The organism is Streptomyces sp. NBC_01439 (assembly GCF_036227605.1).
GTDB lineage: Bacteria > Actinomycetota > Actinomycetes > Streptomycetales > Streptomycetaceae > Streptomyces.
The window spans coordinates 4,407,501-4,423,944 of record NZ_CP109487.1 but is presented as its reverse complement, the minus strand read 5'-3'; the positions used below and the strand labels follow the sequence as shown (position 1 = coordinate 4,423,944).

General features: G+C 72.7%; 15 protein-coding genes (1 of these 15 running past the window's edge). 10 read left to right on the top strand and 5 right to left on the bottom strand.

Features of this window, described 5'->3' with window-relative positions; genetic code table 11:
* Positions 1-219: 219 nt before the first annotated feature.
* Complete coding sequence (gene radA / locus OG207_RS19695) at positions 220-1,632, bottom strand: DNA repair protein RadA (RefSeq protein WP_329099796.1); 1,413 nt, start codon at positions 1,630-1,632, stop codon at positions 220-222.
* Between the two features lie 215 nt (positions 1,633-1,847).
* Here radA and OG207_RS19690 point away from each other — a divergent pair, with 215 nt between their 5' ends.
* A complete protein-coding gene (locus OG207_RS19690) occupies positions 1,848-3,623 on the top strand; it encodes a BACON domain-containing protein (protein WP_329099795.1) in 1,776 nt (591 codons plus the stop codon).
* Positions 3,624-3,651: 28 nt separating this feature from the next.
* Here OG207_RS19690 and OG207_RS19685 read toward each other — a convergent pair whose 3' ends face one another.
* Positions 3,652-4,524, bottom strand: coding sequence for a hypothetical protein (locus tag OG207_RS19685; protein WP_329099794.1), 873 nt, complete (start codon positions 4,522-4,524; stop codon positions 3,652-3,654).
* 63 nt (positions 4,525-4,587) lie between these two features.
* Here OG207_RS19685 and OG207_RS19680 point away from each other — a divergent pair, with 63 nt between their 5' ends.
* The gene (locus OG207_RS19680) at positions 4,588-5,526 is read left to right on the top strand and encodes a Ppx/GppA phosphatase family protein (RefSeq protein ID WP_329099793.1); all 939 of its coding nucleotides are present in this window, start codon (positions 4,588-4,590) and stop codon (positions 5,524-5,526) included.
* Positions 5,527-5,870: 344 nt separating this feature from the next.
* On the opposite strand, the gene OG207_RS19675 is transcribed toward OG207_RS19680, so the two are convergent.
* A complete protein-coding gene (locus OG207_RS19675; protein WP_329099792.1) occupies positions 5,871-6,296 on the bottom strand; it encodes a DUF3592 domain-containing protein in 426 nt (141 codons plus the stop codon).
* A gap of 212 nt (positions 6,297-6,508) precedes the next feature.
* On the opposite strand from OG207_RS19675, the gene OG207_RS19670 reads away from it, so the two are divergent.
* From OG207_RS19670 to ilvD, 3 genes are all read left to right on the top strand, one after another.
* Positions 6,509-7,342: a sugar phosphate isomerase/epimerase family protein gene (locus tag OG207_RS19670; protein WP_329099791.1), complete on the top strand. Its 834-nt coding sequence runs from the start codon at positions 6,509-6,511 to the stop codon at positions 7,340-7,342.
* Positions 7,339-7,968, top strand: a complete 630-nt coding sequence (locus tag OG207_RS19665) for a TetR/AcrR family transcriptional regulator (protein ID WP_329099789.1) — start codon at positions 7,339-7,341, stop codon at positions 7,966-7,968. The genes OG207_RS19670 and OG207_RS19665 overlap by 4 nt, the downstream gene beginning before the upstream one ends.
* 122 nt (positions 7,969-8,090) lie before the next feature.
* Entirely contained in the window at positions 8,091-9,941 is a 1,851-nt protein-coding gene (ilvD, locus tag OG207_RS19660) for a dihydroxy-acid dehydratase (protein ID WP_329099788.1), read from the top strand.
* Positions 9,942-9,993: 52 nt separating this feature from the next.
* On the opposite strand, the gene OG207_RS19655 is transcribed toward ilvD, so the two are convergent.
* Entirely contained in the window at positions 9,994-12,123 is a 2,130-nt protein-coding gene (locus OG207_RS19655; RefSeq protein WP_329099787.1) for a serine/threonine-protein kinase, read from the bottom strand.
* 106 nt (positions 12,124-12,229) lie between these two features.
* Here OG207_RS19655 and OG207_RS19650 point away from each other — a divergent pair, with 106 nt between their 5' ends.
* From OG207_RS19650 to proC, 5 genes are all read left to right on the top strand, one after another.
* Positions 12,230-12,532 (top strand): peptidase, encoded by a 303-nt coding sequence (locus OG207_RS19650; RefSeq protein ID WP_329099786.1) that lies wholly within the window; start codon positions 12,230-12,232, stop codon positions 12,530-12,532.
* 120 nt (positions 12,533-12,652) lie between these two features.
* Positions 12,653-13,183 carry a hypothetical protein gene (locus OG207_RS19645; protein WP_402696724.1) on the top strand — a complete coding sequence of 177 codons (531 nt, stop codon included), beginning with the start codon at positions 12,653-12,655 and terminating at the stop codon, positions 13,181-13,183.
* A gap of 94 nt (positions 13,184-13,277) precedes the next feature.
* Positions 13,278-14,108, top strand: a complete 831-nt coding sequence (locus OG207_RS19640; protein WP_329099785.1) for an ABC transporter ATP-binding protein — start codon at positions 13,278-13,280, stop codon at positions 14,106-14,108.
* A complete protein-coding gene (locus tag OG207_RS19635) occupies positions 14,105-14,842 on the top strand; it encodes an ABC transporter permease (protein ID WP_329099783.1) in 738 nt (245 codons plus the stop codon). The genes OG207_RS19640 and OG207_RS19635 overlap by 4 nt, the downstream gene beginning before the upstream one ends.
* A gap of 115 nt (positions 14,843-14,957) precedes the next feature.
* Positions 14,958-15,767, top strand: coding sequence for a pyrroline-5-carboxylate reductase (gene proC, locus OG207_RS19630; protein ID WP_329099782.1), 810 nt, complete (start codon positions 14,958-14,960; stop codon positions 15,765-15,767).
* A gap of 44 nt (positions 15,768-15,811) precedes the next feature.
* Here proC and trpS read toward each other — a convergent pair whose 3' ends face one another.
* Positions 15,812-16,444 carry the 3' portion of a tryptophan--tRNA ligase gene (trpS, locus tag OG207_RS19625; protein ID WP_329099781.1) on the bottom strand. Its footprint extends 372 nt past the window's final position, so only the last 633 of its 1,005 coding nucleotides appear in the window; its start codon lies off the right edge, out of view; it ends in the stop codon at positions 15,812-15,814.

Sequence of the window (16,444 nt, the reverse complement as noted above, 5' to 3'; positions counted from 1 at the left end):
AGTCTACCGGCGCGCGCTACGGCCCCGCCGTGGCTTGGCCAGGTAGGGCCCGGGCGGGGCCCGTGCGGACGCCCTGACCAGGGGATCGTCCCCGGGTCTTCCCCCGGATCTTCCTTCTGGGCCTTCCCTCGGGGCCACCCCCGGGTCCTCCCCCTGGGGCTACCCCGATGGCTTCCACAGGTCTTCTGCAGGTCTTCCGCAGGTCTTTCCCCGGGCCGGCTACTCCGCGGACCGTTCCTTGGCCGGCGTACGCGAGCGGCCGCGCGGCAACACCCTTAGCGCGTCACCCATGTCGGCCACCTCGATGACCTTCATTCCGGCCGGCACCTTCCCCGGGTCCGCCGGGACCAGCGCGTGCGTGAATCCCAGCCGGTGCGCCTCCGCGAGCCGCCGCTGCACGCCGGTCACCCGTCGCACCTCGCCGGCCAGGCCGACCTCACCGATCGCCACGAGGTTCTTCGGCAGCGGGACGTCACTGGCGGCGGAGGCCAGCGCGAGCGCGATCGCCAGGTCGGCGGCCGGCTCGGTGAGCTTCACCCCGCCCACGGTGGCGCTGTAGATGTCGCGCTTGCCGAGCGCCGTGATCCGGCCGCGCTGCTCCAGCACCGCCAGCATCATCGACACGCGCGAGGTCTCCAGGCCCGAGGTCGTGCGCCGGGGGGAGGGGATCTGGGAGTCCACGGTCAGCGCCTGTACTTCGGCGACCAGCGGACGCTTCCCTTCCAGAGTCACCGTCAGGCAGGTGCCCGGAACGGCCTCGGCCCGCCGGGTCAGGAACAGCCCGCTCGGGTCGGCGAGCCCGGTGATCCCCTCGTCGTGCAGCTCGAAGCAGCCGACCTCGTCGGTGGCCCCGTACCGGTTCTTGATGCCGCGCACCAGCCGCAGCCGGGCGTGCCGGTCGCCCTCGAAGCTCAGCACCACGTCGACGAGGTGCTCCAACAGACGGGGACCGGCGATGGCTCCGTCTTTGGTCACGTGGCCGACGAGGAGGGTGGCCATCCCGCGCTCCTTGGAGGCGCGGATCAGCGCTCCGGCGACCTCGCGCACCTGGGCCATGCCGCCGGGCGCACCGTCGATCTCGGGGGAGGCGACGGTCTGTACGGAGTCCAGGATCAGCAGGGAGGGCTTCACGGCGTCGAGATGACCGAGGACGGCGGACAGATCGGTTTCGGCGGCGAGGTAGAGGTGATCGCTGAGGGCGTTGATCCGGTCGGCCCGCAGGCGCACCTGGCTGGCCGACTCCTCGCCGGTCACGTACAGCGTCCGGTGCTCGTCACTGGACGCCTTCGCCGCGACGTCCAGCAGCAGGGTCGACTTGCCGACGCCGGGCTCGCCGGCGAGCAGCACGACGGCACCGGGCACGAGCCCACCGCCGAGGACGCGGTCCAGCTCGTCCACGCCGGTGCTGCGGGCGGTCGCGGTCCGGCCGTCGACCTGCGCGATCGGCAGGGCGGCGGTCGAGACCCGGCCGGCGGCGGTGGTCCGTACGGCGGGCGCGCCCATCTCCTCGACGGTGCCCCAGGCCTGGCATTCGGGACAGCGGCCGAGCCACTTCGCGGTCGTCCAGCCGCAGTCGGTGCAGCGGTAGGACGGACGGTCCTTGGCGGATGAACGAGCGGTGCGGGCAGCCATGCCGTTCACGGTAACCGCCCGCACCGACAGGCCGGACCGGGGTCCCGGTCGGGGGGCGCGGAGGGTGCGGAGGGTGCGGCGGACCGAGGCGGCAGGCCCCGCCGGTCCGACCACGTCAGGGCATGCGTCAGCACCTCACCGATCTGTTCACCCGTAAGGGCTAAAAGTGGCGAAGGCTTCCAAGGCCTTACCAGCGCGCCGCCTACGGTCGCCAGGTGAACAGCAGCAGCCAGGCACACTCCTCAGCGCGCACCGGCGCACACCGGGCGCACGGGCACTCGCCCCACGGGGCCGAGCAGGCGCCGCCGTTCCGGCACGAGCCCTACCTGGACGGCCTGTTCACGTACTGCCTGTCGGTCCTGTGCGACCACGACACCGCGACCGACGTGCTCGGGGACGTCCTCGCCGTGGCCGAGCGGCACCCCGGTCGCTGCCCCGACGAGGGGCACCGGCGCGCCTGGCTGTACGCACTCGCCCGCTGGGGCTGCCTGCACCGGCTGGCCGATCAGCGGCGCGCGCGCCAGGGAGCGCATTCTGCTCGGCGTGCGCCGGCGCATGTTGAGCGTGACCGTGCGCCGGGTGATCCGGGTGATGACATGCCACCCGACCCCGGCCAGGACGCCCATCGGCCCCTTGACGTGAGCGCCTACCGCCGTACGGAGCTGGCCCGGCTCGCCTGGCCCGAAGCCGCCGGCACCACACCCGAGCAGCGCGAGGCCCTCGAACTCGCCGTCCGCCACCGGCTCGGCGTCCCCGAACTCGCCGCCGTCCTCGGCACCCCCGCGGCCGCCGCCCGTGAGCTGCTCTCCGGAGCCGCCTGCGAGGTGGAGCGCACCCGGGCCGCCCTCGCCGTCGTCGAGACCGGCAACTGTCCCGTCGTCTCCCGGCTCACCGGCGACGACGGCGAGGGCGACCGCAACGTCCTGCTCTCCAGCACCCTGCGAGCCGAGCTCGTCCGTCACGTCGACGACTGCCCCCGATGTCGGCGCGTCGCCGAACGCGTGGGCGCCGCGGGCCCCTGGCCCGGCTCCGGCGGCATCAACACCGCCGCGCTCCCCCTCGTACCCGCCCCTCGCACCGCCGTTCACGCCGCGATGGTCCGTTCCGGCCGGGGCCGCGGCCGAGGGCCCGCCCCACGCTTCGACCGCACCGGCTTCCCCATGGACCCGAAGGACCGTGCGGCCCGCCGGGAGCGGCTGCGCGCCCGGGTGGTGACCACCACCGTGGTCGCCACCGTCGTCGCCGCCCCGGTCCTGGCGCTGTGGGCGGCGTACCGGGGCGGACCCGACACCGGCGAGCCCGGCGGCGACGCCACCCGCATCTCCGCCAGCGAGTCCGAGCTCCCGACCGCACGGACCGACGGCCGCCCGCTGACCGCCTACGAGAACACCGGGAACGCGGCCACCACCACCAGTGGACCCGGCTTCGCCCAGAGCGACACCACCTCCGACGTCTCCGTCGAGGTCATCAGCAGCGGCCCGCCCGCGACCCCCGACCACCCCGGCGGTGCCGGCCGCCTCACGGTGGCCGCGTCCGCACAGGGCGCCGTCACCCTGCTCACCCTCACCGCTTCTGGCGGTGCCCCCGTGGACTGGCGGCTCTGGTCCGACGCCCCCTGGCTGCGCGCGAGCCGCACCGCGGGCACGCTGGCCCCAGGAGAATCGGTCACCCTACGGATCACCGTGGACCCGGAGGGCCAGCCGGTCGGCGCCTGGACGGCCCGCGTCGGGGTCGACCCGAGCGGCGCGGTGGTCTCCATCCAGGGCCGCGGCCGCCCCGCAGCGACGCCCGCGCCCACCCCGGACCCGACGCGGCCCGCGACCCCGGAGCCCTCGCCGGACCCGACGCAGCCTTCCACCCCGTCGCCGTCCCCGACGGAGCCGACGATCCCGCCGCCGTCCCCGACGCCCGAGCCGTCCCCGACGGAGGGCTCAGGCGGAACGGTTTCCCCCGCGCCGGACCCGGCCCCGTCGGCATCGCCGGGGCCCTGAGGGGCCCGAGGGGCCTGAAGGGCCTGGGTCAGGCAGGATCCGCGGGGTGCGGGGCCATCGGCAGCAGCGAGGACAGCCGCGCCTCGCACAGCTTCACGAGTTCGGCGTAGCCCTCCTTGCCCATCAGCTCCGTCAGCTCGGGGCGGTACGACACGTACACCGGCTCGCCGGCACCGTGCGCGGAGGTGGCCGACGTGCACCACCAGTGCAGGTCGTGGCCGCCGGGCCCCCAGCCGCGGCGGTCGTACTCACCGATCGACACTTGCAGCACGCGCGTGTCGTCCGGCCGGTCGATCCATTCGTAGGTCCGGCGGATCGGCAGCTGCCAGCAGACGTCGGGCTTGGTCTCCAACGGCTCCCGGCCCTCCTTCACCGCGAGGATGTGGAGCGAGCAGCCCGCCCCGGCGGGGAACCCCGGCCGGTTCAGGAAGATGCACGCGCCGTCCCAGCGGCGGGTCTGCTTCTCCCCGTCGTCGTCGTGCTGCGTCCACCCGCTCTCGCTGCCGACGTCGTGGAACTGCCACAGCTCGGGCGTCAGGCGGGCGACGTGCTGCGCGACGCGCTTCTCGTCGTCCTCGTCGGAGAAGTGCGCGCCGAGCGTGCAGCAGCCGTCGTCGGCCCGGCCCGCCTGGATGCCCTGGCAGCCGCTGCCGAAGATGCAGGTCCAGCGGGAGGTCAGCCAGGTCAGGTCACAGCGGAAGACCTGCTCGTCGTCGGTGGGGTCGGGGAACTCCACCCAGGCCCGGGGGAAGTCGAGCCCCTTCTCGTCGGCCGCGACCGCGGCCTTGTCCCTGCCACCCTTGGCGTTGGCCTTCGCCTTGGCCCTTGCCTTTGCCTTGTCGGTGTCCTTGCCCGCGTCCTTCTGCGACCGGGTCTTGTTGGCCTTCTTCGTATTTGGCACAAACCCAAGCCTATGCGCCCCTTACTCAACCCCCGAGTCTTCCTCGCAGTAGCGTTTCCCCCTATGAGACTCGGTGTGCTGGATGTGGGTTCGAATACGGTCCATCTGCTGGTGGTGGACGCGCACCCTGGTGCGCGCCCGCAGCCGGCGCACTCGCACAAGGTGGAGATGAGGCTGGCGGAGCTGCTCGACGAGCGCGGCGCCGTCACTCCCGAAGGCGTCGAGCGTCTCGTCTCGGTGATCCGCGACGCGGTCCAGGCGGCCGAGGACAAGGGGTGTGAGGACGTCCTCCCCTTCGCGACCAGCGCCGTACGCGAGGCCACGAACGCGGACGAGGTCCTCGCGCGGGTCAAGGCCGAGACCGGTGTCGACCTGCCGGTGCTGAGCGGCGAGGACGAAGCCCGGCTCACCTTCCTCGCGGCCCGCCGCTGGTTCGGCTGGTCCGCGGGGAAGCTGCTGGTCCTGGACATCGGCGGCGGCTCGCTGGAGATCGCGTACGGCATCGACGAGGACCCGGACGCGGCCGTCTCGCTCCCGTTGGGCGCGGGCCGCCTCACCTCGGGCTGGCTCCCGGGCGACCCGCCGGACGCGCTGGACATCCGGGCGCTACGGCGGCACGTGCGGGCGGAGATCGCCCGGACGGTCGGCGAGTTCCGCCGCTTCGGCGCGCCGGACCACGTGGTGGCCACCTCGAAGACCTTCAAGCAGCTGGCCCGCATCGCGGGCGCGGCCCGCTCGGCGGACGGCCTGTACGTGCAGCGGGACCTGAGCCGCAAGTCCCTGGAGGAGTGGGTCCCGCGCCTGGCGGCGATGACCACGGCCCAGCGCGCGGCCCTCCCGGGCGTCTCGGAGGGCCGGTCGAACCAGCTCCTGGCGGGAGCGCTGGTGGCGGAGGCCACGATGGACCTCTTCGGCGTGGAGGAACTGGAGATCTGCCCGTGGGCCCTGCGCGAGGGCGTGATCCTGCGCAGGCTGGACCACATGCCGGCACCGGGGGCGTGAGGGCCGGGGCGGCTCCGGCGGGCGGGAGCCTCTTGATCGGCGTCGGGGACGTGTTCGGGGTTTCCCGTCAGTCCCATCGTCCTTCCGGGTCGGGCCGGGCGGATGCCTTCAGGCGCGGGGCGGTCGAAGACGCCCTGCCCGGTCGGGCGTGAAGGGGTGCGACCGGCAGGCGGGGCCCATCGACACCGGCCCCGGGTCGGGGAGCGCGCTCCGTCGCCACGCGCTCCTCGCGTCTCAGCGTCTGACGGCCGTCTTGGGTCGGGCTCGGGCCGTCCCGGGTCGCCGTCCGCTTCTGGTCGACCGCGTCCGGCGGTCGCTCCGGGTACGGCCCGGCCGGGCCGTGGTCAGAGGGTGAGGAGCCGCACGAGCACCACCGTCATCGTGCCCGCGGTGAAGATCGACCCCAGCACGGTGGCGAAGAGGTCCATCCACCTCATGTCCCAGCCCTCGATCTCGAACCGGTCCGGCCTTTCCGGGTCGTACCGCACCGTGACCTGCGCCCCCACGCGGAAGGCGCTTGGGACCTTTCCGCGGCCGAACCTGGAGGCGTGTTCGCAGGCCCGCCCGTCCCGGTCCGTCCAAGCGGCAACCGGGGCGTAGAACTTGGTGCCTTCGTCGCTGCGCGAGATCTTGTGACGGACGATCCGAGCCCGGGCATCGACGCCGTGGCGGCGAACCGAACGGCTGTAGCGCAGGCCGTAGAGGCCGAAGGCGAGGAAGAGGACGCCGATCGTCAGGGGGATGAGGGAAAAGAGCCATTCGCGTCCCATGATCAATGCGACGCCTGCGCCGACGTGTTGGTTGCGGCTGGAGCGATAGTCCTGCAGCGGACGTTGCGCAGTGGAGCCGCGGCAGCGGGAGCGGGCGACGCCACGGACCGGCCCCCTGCCCCAAGCGCCCCGGCTCGCAACAGGTCGTCGGTGGGCCGCCCCCGTGGCCTGCGTCACGGTCACCCCCGCTCCCGGGCCCGTACCCTGTCCTCGTGGCAGAACCAGTTCGTGTCCCGACCGCGAAAGTCGCCCTATCCACAGCCTCGGTCTATCCGGAGTCGACGGCGACCGCCTTCGAGATCGCCGCGCGCCTCGGTTACGACGGCGTCGAGGTGATGGTCTGGACGGATCCGGTCAGTCAGGACATCGAAGCCCTGCGCCGGCTGTCGGACCACCACGGGGTGCCGATCCTGGCCGTGCACGCGCCGTGTCTGCTGATCACCCAGCGGGTCTGGTCCACCGATCCGTGGACCAAGCTGCAGCGCGCCCAGGCCGCGGCCGAGCGGCTCGGGGCGAGCACCGTGGTCGTGCACCCGCCCTTCCGCTGGCAACGCCAGTACGCGCGGGACTTCGTCACCGGCATCTGGCGGATGGCCGACGAGACCGACGTCCGGTTCGCCGTGGAGAACATGTACCCGTGGCGCTACCGCGACCGCGAGATGCTCGCCTACGCCCCCGAGTGGGACGTGACGAAGGACGACTACCGCCACTTCACCGTCGACCTGTCGCACACCGCGACCGCCCGTACCGACGCCTCCGCGATGATCGACCGGATGGGCGACCGGCTCGCGCACATCCACCTCGCCGACGGGAACGGATCGGCCAAGGACGAGCACCTGGTCCCGGGCCGCGGGACGCAGCCCTGCGCCGAGCTGCTGGAGGGCCTCGCGCGGACCTCGTTCGACGGGCACGTGGTGATCGAGGTCAACACCCGCCGGGCGATGTCCTCCGCCGAGCGCGAGGCCGACCTCGCCGAGGCGCTGGCCTTCACCCGCCTGCACCTCGCCACCGCCAGCACCGAGCGCGACGGGGCCCGCCGGCCGTGACCGATGCCCCTGACGCACCCAAGCCGCGCCGCCGCGGCCCCGGCCGGCCCCGGCAGGACGAGGCCGACGACGGCCCCGGCACCCAGGAGCGCATCCGGCTCGCCGCCCGCGAGGTGTTCGCGGAGCGCGGGTACGACAAGACGTCCGTGCGCGGCATCGCGAAGGTCGCCGGCGTGGACCCGGCGCTGGTGCACCACTACTTCGGCAGCAAGGACGACCTGTTCGCCGCGGCCATCGAGATCAGCATGGAGCCGGCCCTGGTGGTCCCCGCCGTCGTGGGGGAGGGGCCGGACGGCATCGGAGAGCGTCTGGCGCGCTATTTCCTCGGCGTCTGGGAGAACCCGGCCACCCGGGCACCGCTGCTCGCGGTGATCCGGTCCGCGCTGACGCACGAGGCCGCCGCGAAGGTGCTGCGCGGGCTGGTGCTGCGGCGGGTCCTGGAGCGGGTCGCCGCAGACCTCGACGTCTCCGACCCGACCTTCCGTGCCGAGCTGGCCGCCTCCCACATGGTCGGCATCGCGATCCTGCGGTACGTGGTCCAGGTGGAGCCCCTCGCCTCCGCCGACCCGGAGGAGATCGTGGCCCTCGTGGCGCCCACGCTCCAGCGGTACCTGACCGAGGAATGAGCCCGCCGTCCCGGCATCCGGACACGGTGTCCGGATCGCGGGCGGTGGGCGTAGCCTCGTAGCTGAGCCATATCCGCAGTCGCGGCTGACCGTACAGCCGCTCTCATGGGGAGTGAAACCGCATGCCCGAGCTGAGGTCCCGCACCGTCACCCACGGCCGCAACATGGCAGGCGCGCGTGCGCTTATGCGCGCGTCGGGCGTAGCGAGCGCGGACATCGGCAAGCCGATCGTCGCGGTCGCCAACTCCTTCACCGAGTTCGTCCCCGGTCACACCCACCTGGCCCCCGTCGGCCGCATCGTCTCCGACGCCATCCGTGCCGCCGGTGCGATCCCGCGCGAGTTCAACACCATCGCGGTCGACGACGGCATCGCCATGGGCCACGGCGGCATGCTGTACTCCCTGCCGTCCCGCGACCTGATCGCCGACAGCGTGGAGTACATGGTCGAGGCGCACTGCGCCGACGCGCTGATCTGCATCTCCAACTGCGACAAGATCACCCCCGGCATGCTGATGGCCGCCATGCGCCTCAACATCCCGGTCGTCTTCGTCTCGGGCGGACCGATGGAGGCCGGTCAGGCCACCCTCGTCGACGGCACCGTCCGCAAGCTCGACCTGATCGACGCCATGGTCGACGCCTCCAACGAGAACGTCTCGGACGCGGACGTGCTCCGCATCGAGGAGAACGCCTGTCCGACCTGTGGCTCCTGTAGCGGCATGTTCACCGCCAACTCGATGAACTGCCTCGCCGAGGCCATCGGCCTGGCCCTGCCCGGCAACGGCTCGGTCCTCGCCACGCACACGGCCCGCCGCGCCCTGTACGAGGACGCCGGCCGCACGGTCGTGGAGATCACCAAGCGCTACTACGAGGACGGCGACGAGTCCGTCCTCCCGCGCAGCATCGCCACCCGCGAGGCCTTCGAGAACGCCATGGCCCTCGACATCGCGATGGGCGGCTCCACGAACACGATCCTGCACCTGCTGGCCGCCGCGCAGGAAGCGGGCCTGGACTACGACCTCACCGACATCGACGCCGTCTCGCGCCGCGTCCCGTGCCTGGCCAAGGTCGCGCCGAACGTGGCGCCCGGCGGCACGTACTACATGGAGGACATCCACCGCGCCGGCGGCATCCCCGCCATCCTCGGCGAGCTGCACCGCGGCGGTCTCCTCAACAAGGACATCACCACCGTCCACTCGGACGGCCTGGAGGACTGGCTCGCGAAGTGGGACGCCCGCTCCGGCACGGCCAGCGACACGGCGATGGAACTGTGGCACGCGGCCCCCGGCTGTGAGCGCTCCGCCACCGCCTTCTCCCAGTCCAAGCGTTGGGAGACCCTCGACCTCGACGCCGAGGGCGGCTGCATCCGCTCGGTGCAGCACGCGTACTCCAAGGACGGCGGCCTCGCCGTGCTGCGCGGCAACATCGCCGTCGACGGCTGCGTCGTGAAGACCGCCGGCGTCGACGAGTCGATCTGGACGTTCGAGGGCCCGGCGGTCGTCTGCGAGTCCCAGGACGAGGCCGTCGACAAGATCCTCAACAAGCAGATCAAGGAGGGCGACGTCGTCGTCATCCGCTACGAGGGCCCGCGGGGCGGCCCCGGCATGCAGGAGATGCTCTACCCGACCTCCTTCCTCAAGGGCCGCGGCCTCGGCAAGTCCTGCGCCCTGGTGACGGACGGCCGCTTCTCCGGCGGCACCTCGGGCCTGTCCATCGGCCACGCCTCCCCGGAAGCGGCCTCGGGCGGCACCATCGCGGTCGTCGAGGACGGCGACCGGATCCGCATCGACATCCCGAACCGGTCCATCGAGGTCCTCGTCGACGAGGCCACCCTGGCGGCCCGCCACGCGGCCCTCGGCGGCGTCTACGCCCCGAAGAACCGCGAGCGCAAGGTCTCCGCAGCCCTGCGCGCCTACGCCGCGATGGCCACCAGCGCCGACAAGGGCGCGGTCCGCGACGTCTCCCTCCTGGGCTGACGACCGACCCGGCCGGCGCCCCCGCACCCTCCGGTGCGGGGGCGCCGGCGTCTCACCAGGCGCCGGGATCCCCTGCGGCCACCGCGAACACTGACCCGTCGGGCGCCCCCGTGAACACCCGCCCACCGCCGACCGCGGGCGCGGGCAAGGTGGAGGTGTACTTGGCGCTGGTGTCGGCCATGCGCGGCTTCGTCTGTCCCGCAGCACGCCCGTTGGCCGCGTCGAAGGCCAGGAGCCGCCCGTCCGGGGTCATCAGGAACACCCGGCCGTCGGCAAACACCGGTCGGGAGGCCACGGCCACGCCCGTCTCCAGTCGCCACTGCTCCTTGGCCGCTCCGACCGCGACCAGCGTGCCCGAGGTCCCGAAGAGGTACACGGTGCCGTCCTGGCCCACGGCCGGTTCCGCGTCGTAGACCGGCGCTGTCAGTTGCACGCGCTGCACCCCGTGCCCCGCCAGGTCGGCGCGCACGACCGCGCCGGTCCGGGAGGACGCGTCGAGGTCCAGCAGGTACAGCCCGCCCTGCGCCACGCCGACCGGGCGCAGCCGCCCCGCCGTCCGGAGCTGCCAGCGCACCGTCCCGTTCGACGGGTCCACCGCGGCGAGTTGGGTCGACCCGCTGTCGCTCCCGGGTGTCGCCACGTACAGCCCCCCGGGGGCTCCGGGCTCGTCCGTGCCGCCCCACCACTCGGCACCGGCCCCGCCGATCTGCTGGGTCCAGCGCGGCGTGCCGGTGGCCGCGTCCAGGGCAGTGACGCTGCCGGTCGGTCCCAAGAGCAGGACCTGCCCGCCCGCTGTCACCACCTGTGTGACGCCCGGCAGCTTCCGCCTCCAGGTCTCCGTTCCCGTGCCCGGGTCCAGCGCCTGGAGGGTCTCGTAGTCCGGCGCCACGACGAGGACCTGCCCGCCCGCGTGTAGCGGCGCACGGAGGGCCTTCGTCCGGGGCGCCTCGGTGGTCGCCTCCACCGCCCACAGGGTCGTGCCGTCCGCGGGGTTCAGGCGGGCCGCGACGAGGCCCGGACCGGCACAGTAGAGGGCCTGCGACTGCCAGGAGCAGGCTCCGATCCGGCTGCCCGTACCGGGCTTCCCCAAGGGGACGGCCCAGGGCGCGAAGCTCTTCTGCGGTGCAGGATCAGCCTGCGCGGCGATCTGGCCGGGGTGTCCGCCGTCCGTTCCGAATTGCCAGTACCCGCCGACTGCGGCAGCGCCAGTGAGCAGCAGCCCGACCCCGATCCCGACGGCCAGGCGGGCCCGGCGTCCGGCGGCCGTCCCGGGTTCGACGGCGCTCCGTACCCGCTGGTGCGTGATCTGCTCCGAGTCGGCGGGCTGCCGCTGCCGGGGGACGAAGGCCTGGGTTTCCTCGGCCGTCGGGTACGCGATCGCCCGCATCTCGGCGATCAGCTCCTCGGCGGTGGGCCGCTGCTCCGGATCCTTCGCCAGGCACCGGGCGACGAGCGGTACGAGCCGCCGCGGCAGCCCGGTCAGATCGGGCTCGCTGTGCACCACCTGGTACGCCACCAGGTAGTGGCTGTCCGAGTCGAACGGTCCGTGCCCCGTCGCCGCGTGCACGAGCACGGACCCCAAGGCGAAGACGTCGGCGGCCGTCCCCACGTCCCGCGGTCGTTGGAACTGCTCGGGCGCCATGTACGGCGGAGTGCCGATCAGCTTCCCGGTCTCGGTCCGCAGGTCGCTGTCCGCCGGACGCGAGATCCCGAAGTCGATGACCCGCACGCCGTCCGGAGCCATCAGCACGTTGCTGGGTTTCAGGTCCCGGTGCACCACTCCGGCCCGGTGGATGTCCCGCAGGGCCTCGCTCAGGCCGGCGGCGAGCCGGGCGAGTTCCACGGGGTCGAGGACGTGTTCCCGTACCCGTTCGGCGAGCGTCGGCGCGTCGATGAACAGCGTTGCCATCCAAGGCCGTTCGGCATCGGGGTCGGCATCCACCACGGGCGCGGTGAATGCCCCGCTCACCCGCCGTGCGGCCGCGACTTCCTGGCGGAACCGAGCCCGGAACTCCGGATCCACCGCGTGCTCGGCGTGCACGATCTTGACGGCGAGTTTCAGCCCCGAGTCGGACGTGGCCAGATGGACGACGCCCATCCCTCCGGAGCCGAGCACCGATTCGAGCCGGTACTGCCCGGCGTACTCCGGAAAGCCCACGTAGTCCGCGCGCAGCGAATGCACCGCTCACCACCCCCGTCGGAGCCTAGTCGATGACCCCTGCGCATCTTCAAGGTCCTGCTACCCTGCGCGAGTTGCGCAGTGCAACAGCCATGGGGGGAGATTTTGCATGTCAGTTGAGAAGGATTCCAGCCAGATCCAGAGCGCGGCCTCCGGTTCCGGCTACCCGATGTTCCCGGTCGCTCCCGGCGCCCGGCTGAACGTCCGCAACGGGCCCGGCACCAACTACCCGATCATCGAGGTCCTGCCGCTCGGAGCGATCGTCTCGCTCCGTTGCCAGTGCGAGGGCACCACCGTCTCGGGTCCGTACGGCACGACGGACATCTGGGACTGCGTCGGCAACGGCCGGTTCGTCTCCGACGCGTACGTGAGAACCGGCAGTGACGGCTACGTCACCAACCAGTGCGGCTGACCGTCCCGGAGCGGGCCCGGCGATCGGCGGGCGGCGCGGCGCGCCCGGCGTGTCCCGGCGACCCGTCTGACACGTGAGACACACCCGGCCCGACCGGCCCGGCGAGGGATAATCGCTGACGTGAGCGACGACCAGCGAGACCAGACCCACGCCGAGCCGGCCGAGCCGGCCGCGGTGCCCGCAGGCCCGCAGCCCGAGCCGATCCCGTTCTTCGGCACCACCTGGGTCGAGCACGACGGCGGCTACGCGCTGCGCCGCGTCGCTCTCGCCATCGGCTCGCTGGCCACCGCCATCGCCTCCGCCATGATGCTCCGCTTCGCCTACGAGGGCCTGGAGATCGGCAACGTCGGCCCCTTCCTCAGCATCTCGGTCGTCATCCTCTTCGCGATCGCCAGCTCCATCGCCTTCACCAAGACCTGGGCCTCCTACAGCAGTCGCCCCGCCCCGTCCTCCGACGAGGCCGCCCTCAAGGGCCTCAAGGCGATCGGTTTCATCGGCTCCCTGATCGCGTACTTCCTGCGCTGCCTCGGCGAGGCGCCGGGCGAGAAGCTCCGCCGCGCCGAGTACGAGCGCGCCCGGGCCGAATACGCACGCCGCCGCAGCACCCGTACGGGGAACCCGGCCGCCCGCCGGTCCAAGCGCAAGAAGTAGCCCGGCGCCGCTCGCGGCGGCGCAGCAGCAGGAGACAGCCCGCATCCATCCCGGCGATTGACGGCACGGCACCGCCAGGAGCATTATTCATCACATGATGAATAACCAGGCCGAGGGAGACCCGGCCGCCGTCCACGCCCGGGACCTCACCGTCCGGCGCGGCACCGGCCGCACCCTCCGCACCGTCCTCGACTCCCTCGCCTTCGACGTCCCCCGCGGCCGCATCACCGGCCTCCTCGGCCCCTCCGGCTGCGGAAAATCCACCCTCATGCGCGCCGTCGTCGGCACCCAGGCCCACGTCACCGGCACCCTCGACGTCCTCGGCGACCCCGCCGGCCACCCCCGGCTCCGCTCCCGCATCGGCTACGTAACCCAGGCGCCCAGCGTCTACGACGACCTCACCGTCCGACAGAACCTCGACTACTTCGCCGCCGTCCTCGACCCCGGCCGCGCCGCCGCCGACCGCCGCGCCGCCGCCGTCACCCGCGCCATCACCGACGTCGACCTCACCAGCCGCGCCGGCGTCCTCGCCGGCAACCTCTCGGGCGGCCAGCGCAGCCGCGTCTCCCTCGCCGTCGCCCTGCTCGGCACCCCCGAACTCCTCGTCCTCGACGAACCCACCGTCGGCCTCGACCCCGTCCTGCGCCGGGACCTGTGGAACCTCTTCCACGACATCACCGCCACCCGCGGCGCGACGATCCTCGTCTCCTCCCACGTCATGGACGAGGCCGAGCGCTGCCACGACCTGCTCCTCATGCGCGAGGGCCGCATCCTCGCCCAGGACACCCCCGACGCACTGCGCACCCGTACCCACGCCACCACCGTCGAAGAGGGCTTCCTGCGCCTCGTCGACGAAGCCAATGCCAATGCCAACGCCGAAGCCGCCGCCGCCAACGTCACCGCCATCCGGGAGCAGACCCGATGAACGCCGCCCGCACCGCCGCCACCGCCGCCCGCGTCCTGCGCCAGCTCCGCCACGACCCGCGCTCCATCGCGCTGATGCTCCTGATCCCCGTACTGATGCTCACGCTGCTGCGCTTCGTCTTCGACGGCAGCCCCAAGACCTTCGACGGCATCGGCGCGTCGCTCCTCGGGATCTTCCCCCTCATCACCATGTTCCTGGTGACCTCCATCGCCACCCTGCGCGAACGCACCTCCGGAACCCTGGAACGCCTCCTCGCCATGCCGCTCGGCAAGGGCGACCTCATCGCCGGCTACGCCCTCGCCTTCGGCGCGGTCGCCGTCCTCCAGTCCCTGCTCGCCACCGGCCTCGCCCTCTGGGCCCTCGGCCTCGACGTCGTCGGATCCCCCTGGCTGCTCCTCCTCGTGGCCCTCCTCGACGCCCTCCTCGGCACCGCGCTCGGACTCTTCGTCTCCGCCTTCGCCGCCTCCGAATTCCAGGCCGTCCAGTTCATGCCGGCGGTGATCTTCCCCCAGCTGCTCCTGTGCGGCCTCTTCGCCGCCCGCGACACCATGCACCCCGTCCTCGAAGGACTCTCCGACGTCCTGCCCATGTCCTACGCCGTCGACGGCATGACCCAGGTGCTCACCCACACCGACATGACCGCCGACTTCGTCCGCGACGCCGCGATCGTCGCCGCCTGCGCCCTGTTCGTCCTCGCCCTCGGCGCGGTCACCCTCCGCCGCCGGACGCCTTGACACCTACGGGCCTGACCGCACTCCGGACAGCGCCTCCCGCTTCCCCGCCCGGGTGCAAGGATGAGGACGTATACGTAGCTCACGCGCAAGAACTGTTCGGCGAGGTGGATCGGGAATGACCCAGACAGTCGCAGTCCTCGGTACCGGCAAGATCGGCGAGGCCCTGCTCAGCGGAATGATCCGCGGCGGCTGGCCCGCCTCGAAGCTCCTCGTCACCGCCCGCCGCACCGAACGGGCCGAGGAACTGCGCACCCGCTACGGGGTCGAGGCCGTCTCCAACGCCGAGGCCGCCAAGCGCGCCGACACCCTCATCCTCACCGTCAAGCCCCAGGACATGGTCAAGCTCCTCGACGAGCTCGCCCCGCACGTCCCCGCCGACCGCCTGGTCATCAGCGGCGCCGCCGGCGTCCCCACCGCCCTCTTCGAGGAGCGGCTCGCCCCCGGCACCCCCGTCGTCCGCGTCATGACGAACACCCCCGCGCTCGTCGACGAGGCCATGTCCGTCATCTCCGCAGGCAGCCACGCCACCGCGGCGCACCTCGCCCACACCGAGGAGATCTTCGGCAGCGTCGGCAAGACCCTGCGCGTTCCCGAGTCCCAGCAGGACGCGGCCACCGCCCTCTCCGGCTCCGGCCCCGCGTACTTCTACTTCCTCGTCGAGGCCATGACCGACGCCGGCATCCTCCTCGGGCTGCCCCGCGCCCAGGCCCACGACCTGATCGTCCAGGCTGCCATCGGCGCCGCCGTCATGCTGCGCGACAGCGGCGAACACCCGGTCAAGCTCCGCGAGGCCGTCACCTCCCCGGCCGGCACGACGATCAACGCCATCGTCGAACTGGAGAAGCACGGCGTGCGCGCCGCCCTCATCGCCGCCCTCGAAGCGGCCCGCGACCGCAGCCGCGAGCTCGCCTCCGGCAACAGCTAAGACGTCCGTACGGTGGGGTCCCGCGGCAAGCGGGGCCCCACCCGTCACGGCTCCAGCAGCCCGATGGCCCGGTACGCCCGGTCCACCACCGGCCGCGCCAGCTCCCTGGCCCGCCCGGCACCCTCCCGCAGCACCTTCTCCACCTCGGCCGGATCGCCCGCCAGCTCCGCGTGCCGCTCCTGTACGGGCCGCAGCAGTTCGACCACCGCGTCGGCGACGTCCCGCTTCAGCGCCCCGTAGCCGCTGTAACCCTCGGAGAGCAGGGCCGGATCACCCCCGGTACACGCCGCCAGGATGTCCAGCAGATTGGCGACTCCCGGCCGCGCCTCCCGGTCGTAGACCACCCCGTCGTCCCCGCTGTCGGTGACCGCCCGCATCACCTTCTTGCGCACGACCCCGGGCTCGTCGAGCAGATAGACGATCCCGGCCCCGCTCTCGTGGGACTTCCCCATCTTCGACGTCGGATCCTGCAGGTCCATGACCCGCGCGGCCACTGCCGGAAGCGTCGCCTTCGGCACGGTGAAGGTGTGCCCGTACCGCTGGTTGAACCGCACCGCCAGGTCCCGGGTCAGCTCGACGTGCTGCCGCTGGTCCTCCCCGACCGGCACCTCCTGCGCGCCGTACGCCAGGATGTCGGCCGCCATCAGCACGGGATAGGTGAGCAGCGACAGCCGCAC

Coding starts and splice junctions, on each gene's coding strand:
- OG207_RS19680 (WP_329099793.1), top strand. CDS start 4,588: ATGAGACTCGGTGTGCTGGATGTGGGTTCGAATACGGTCCATCTGCTG.
- OG207_RS19640 (WP_329099785.1), top strand. CDS start 13,278: ATGATGAATAACCAGGCCGAGGGAGACCCGGCCGCCGTCCACGCCCGG.
- radA (WP_329099796.1), bottom strand. CDS start 1,632: ATGGCTGCCCGCACCGCTCGTTCATCCGCCAAGGACCGTCCGTCCTAC.
- ilvD (WP_329099788.1), top strand. CDS start 8,091: ATGCCCGAGCTGAGGTCCCGCACCGTCACCCACGGCCGCAACATGGCA.
- OG207_RS19650 (WP_329099786.1), top strand. CDS start 12,230: ATGTCAGTTGAGAAGGATTCCAGCCAGATCCAGAGCGCGGCCTCCGGT.
- OG207_RS19675 (WP_329099792.1), bottom strand. CDS start 6,296: ATGGGACGCGAATGGCTCTTTTCCCTCATCCCCCTGACGATCGGCGTC.
- OG207_RS19635 (WP_329099783.1), top strand. CDS start 14,105: ATGAACGCCGCCCGCACCGCCGCCACCGCCGCCCGCGTCCTGCGCCAG.
- proC (WP_329099782.1), top strand. CDS start 14,958: ATGACCCAGACAGTCGCAGTCCTCGGTACCGGCAAGATCGGCGAGGCC.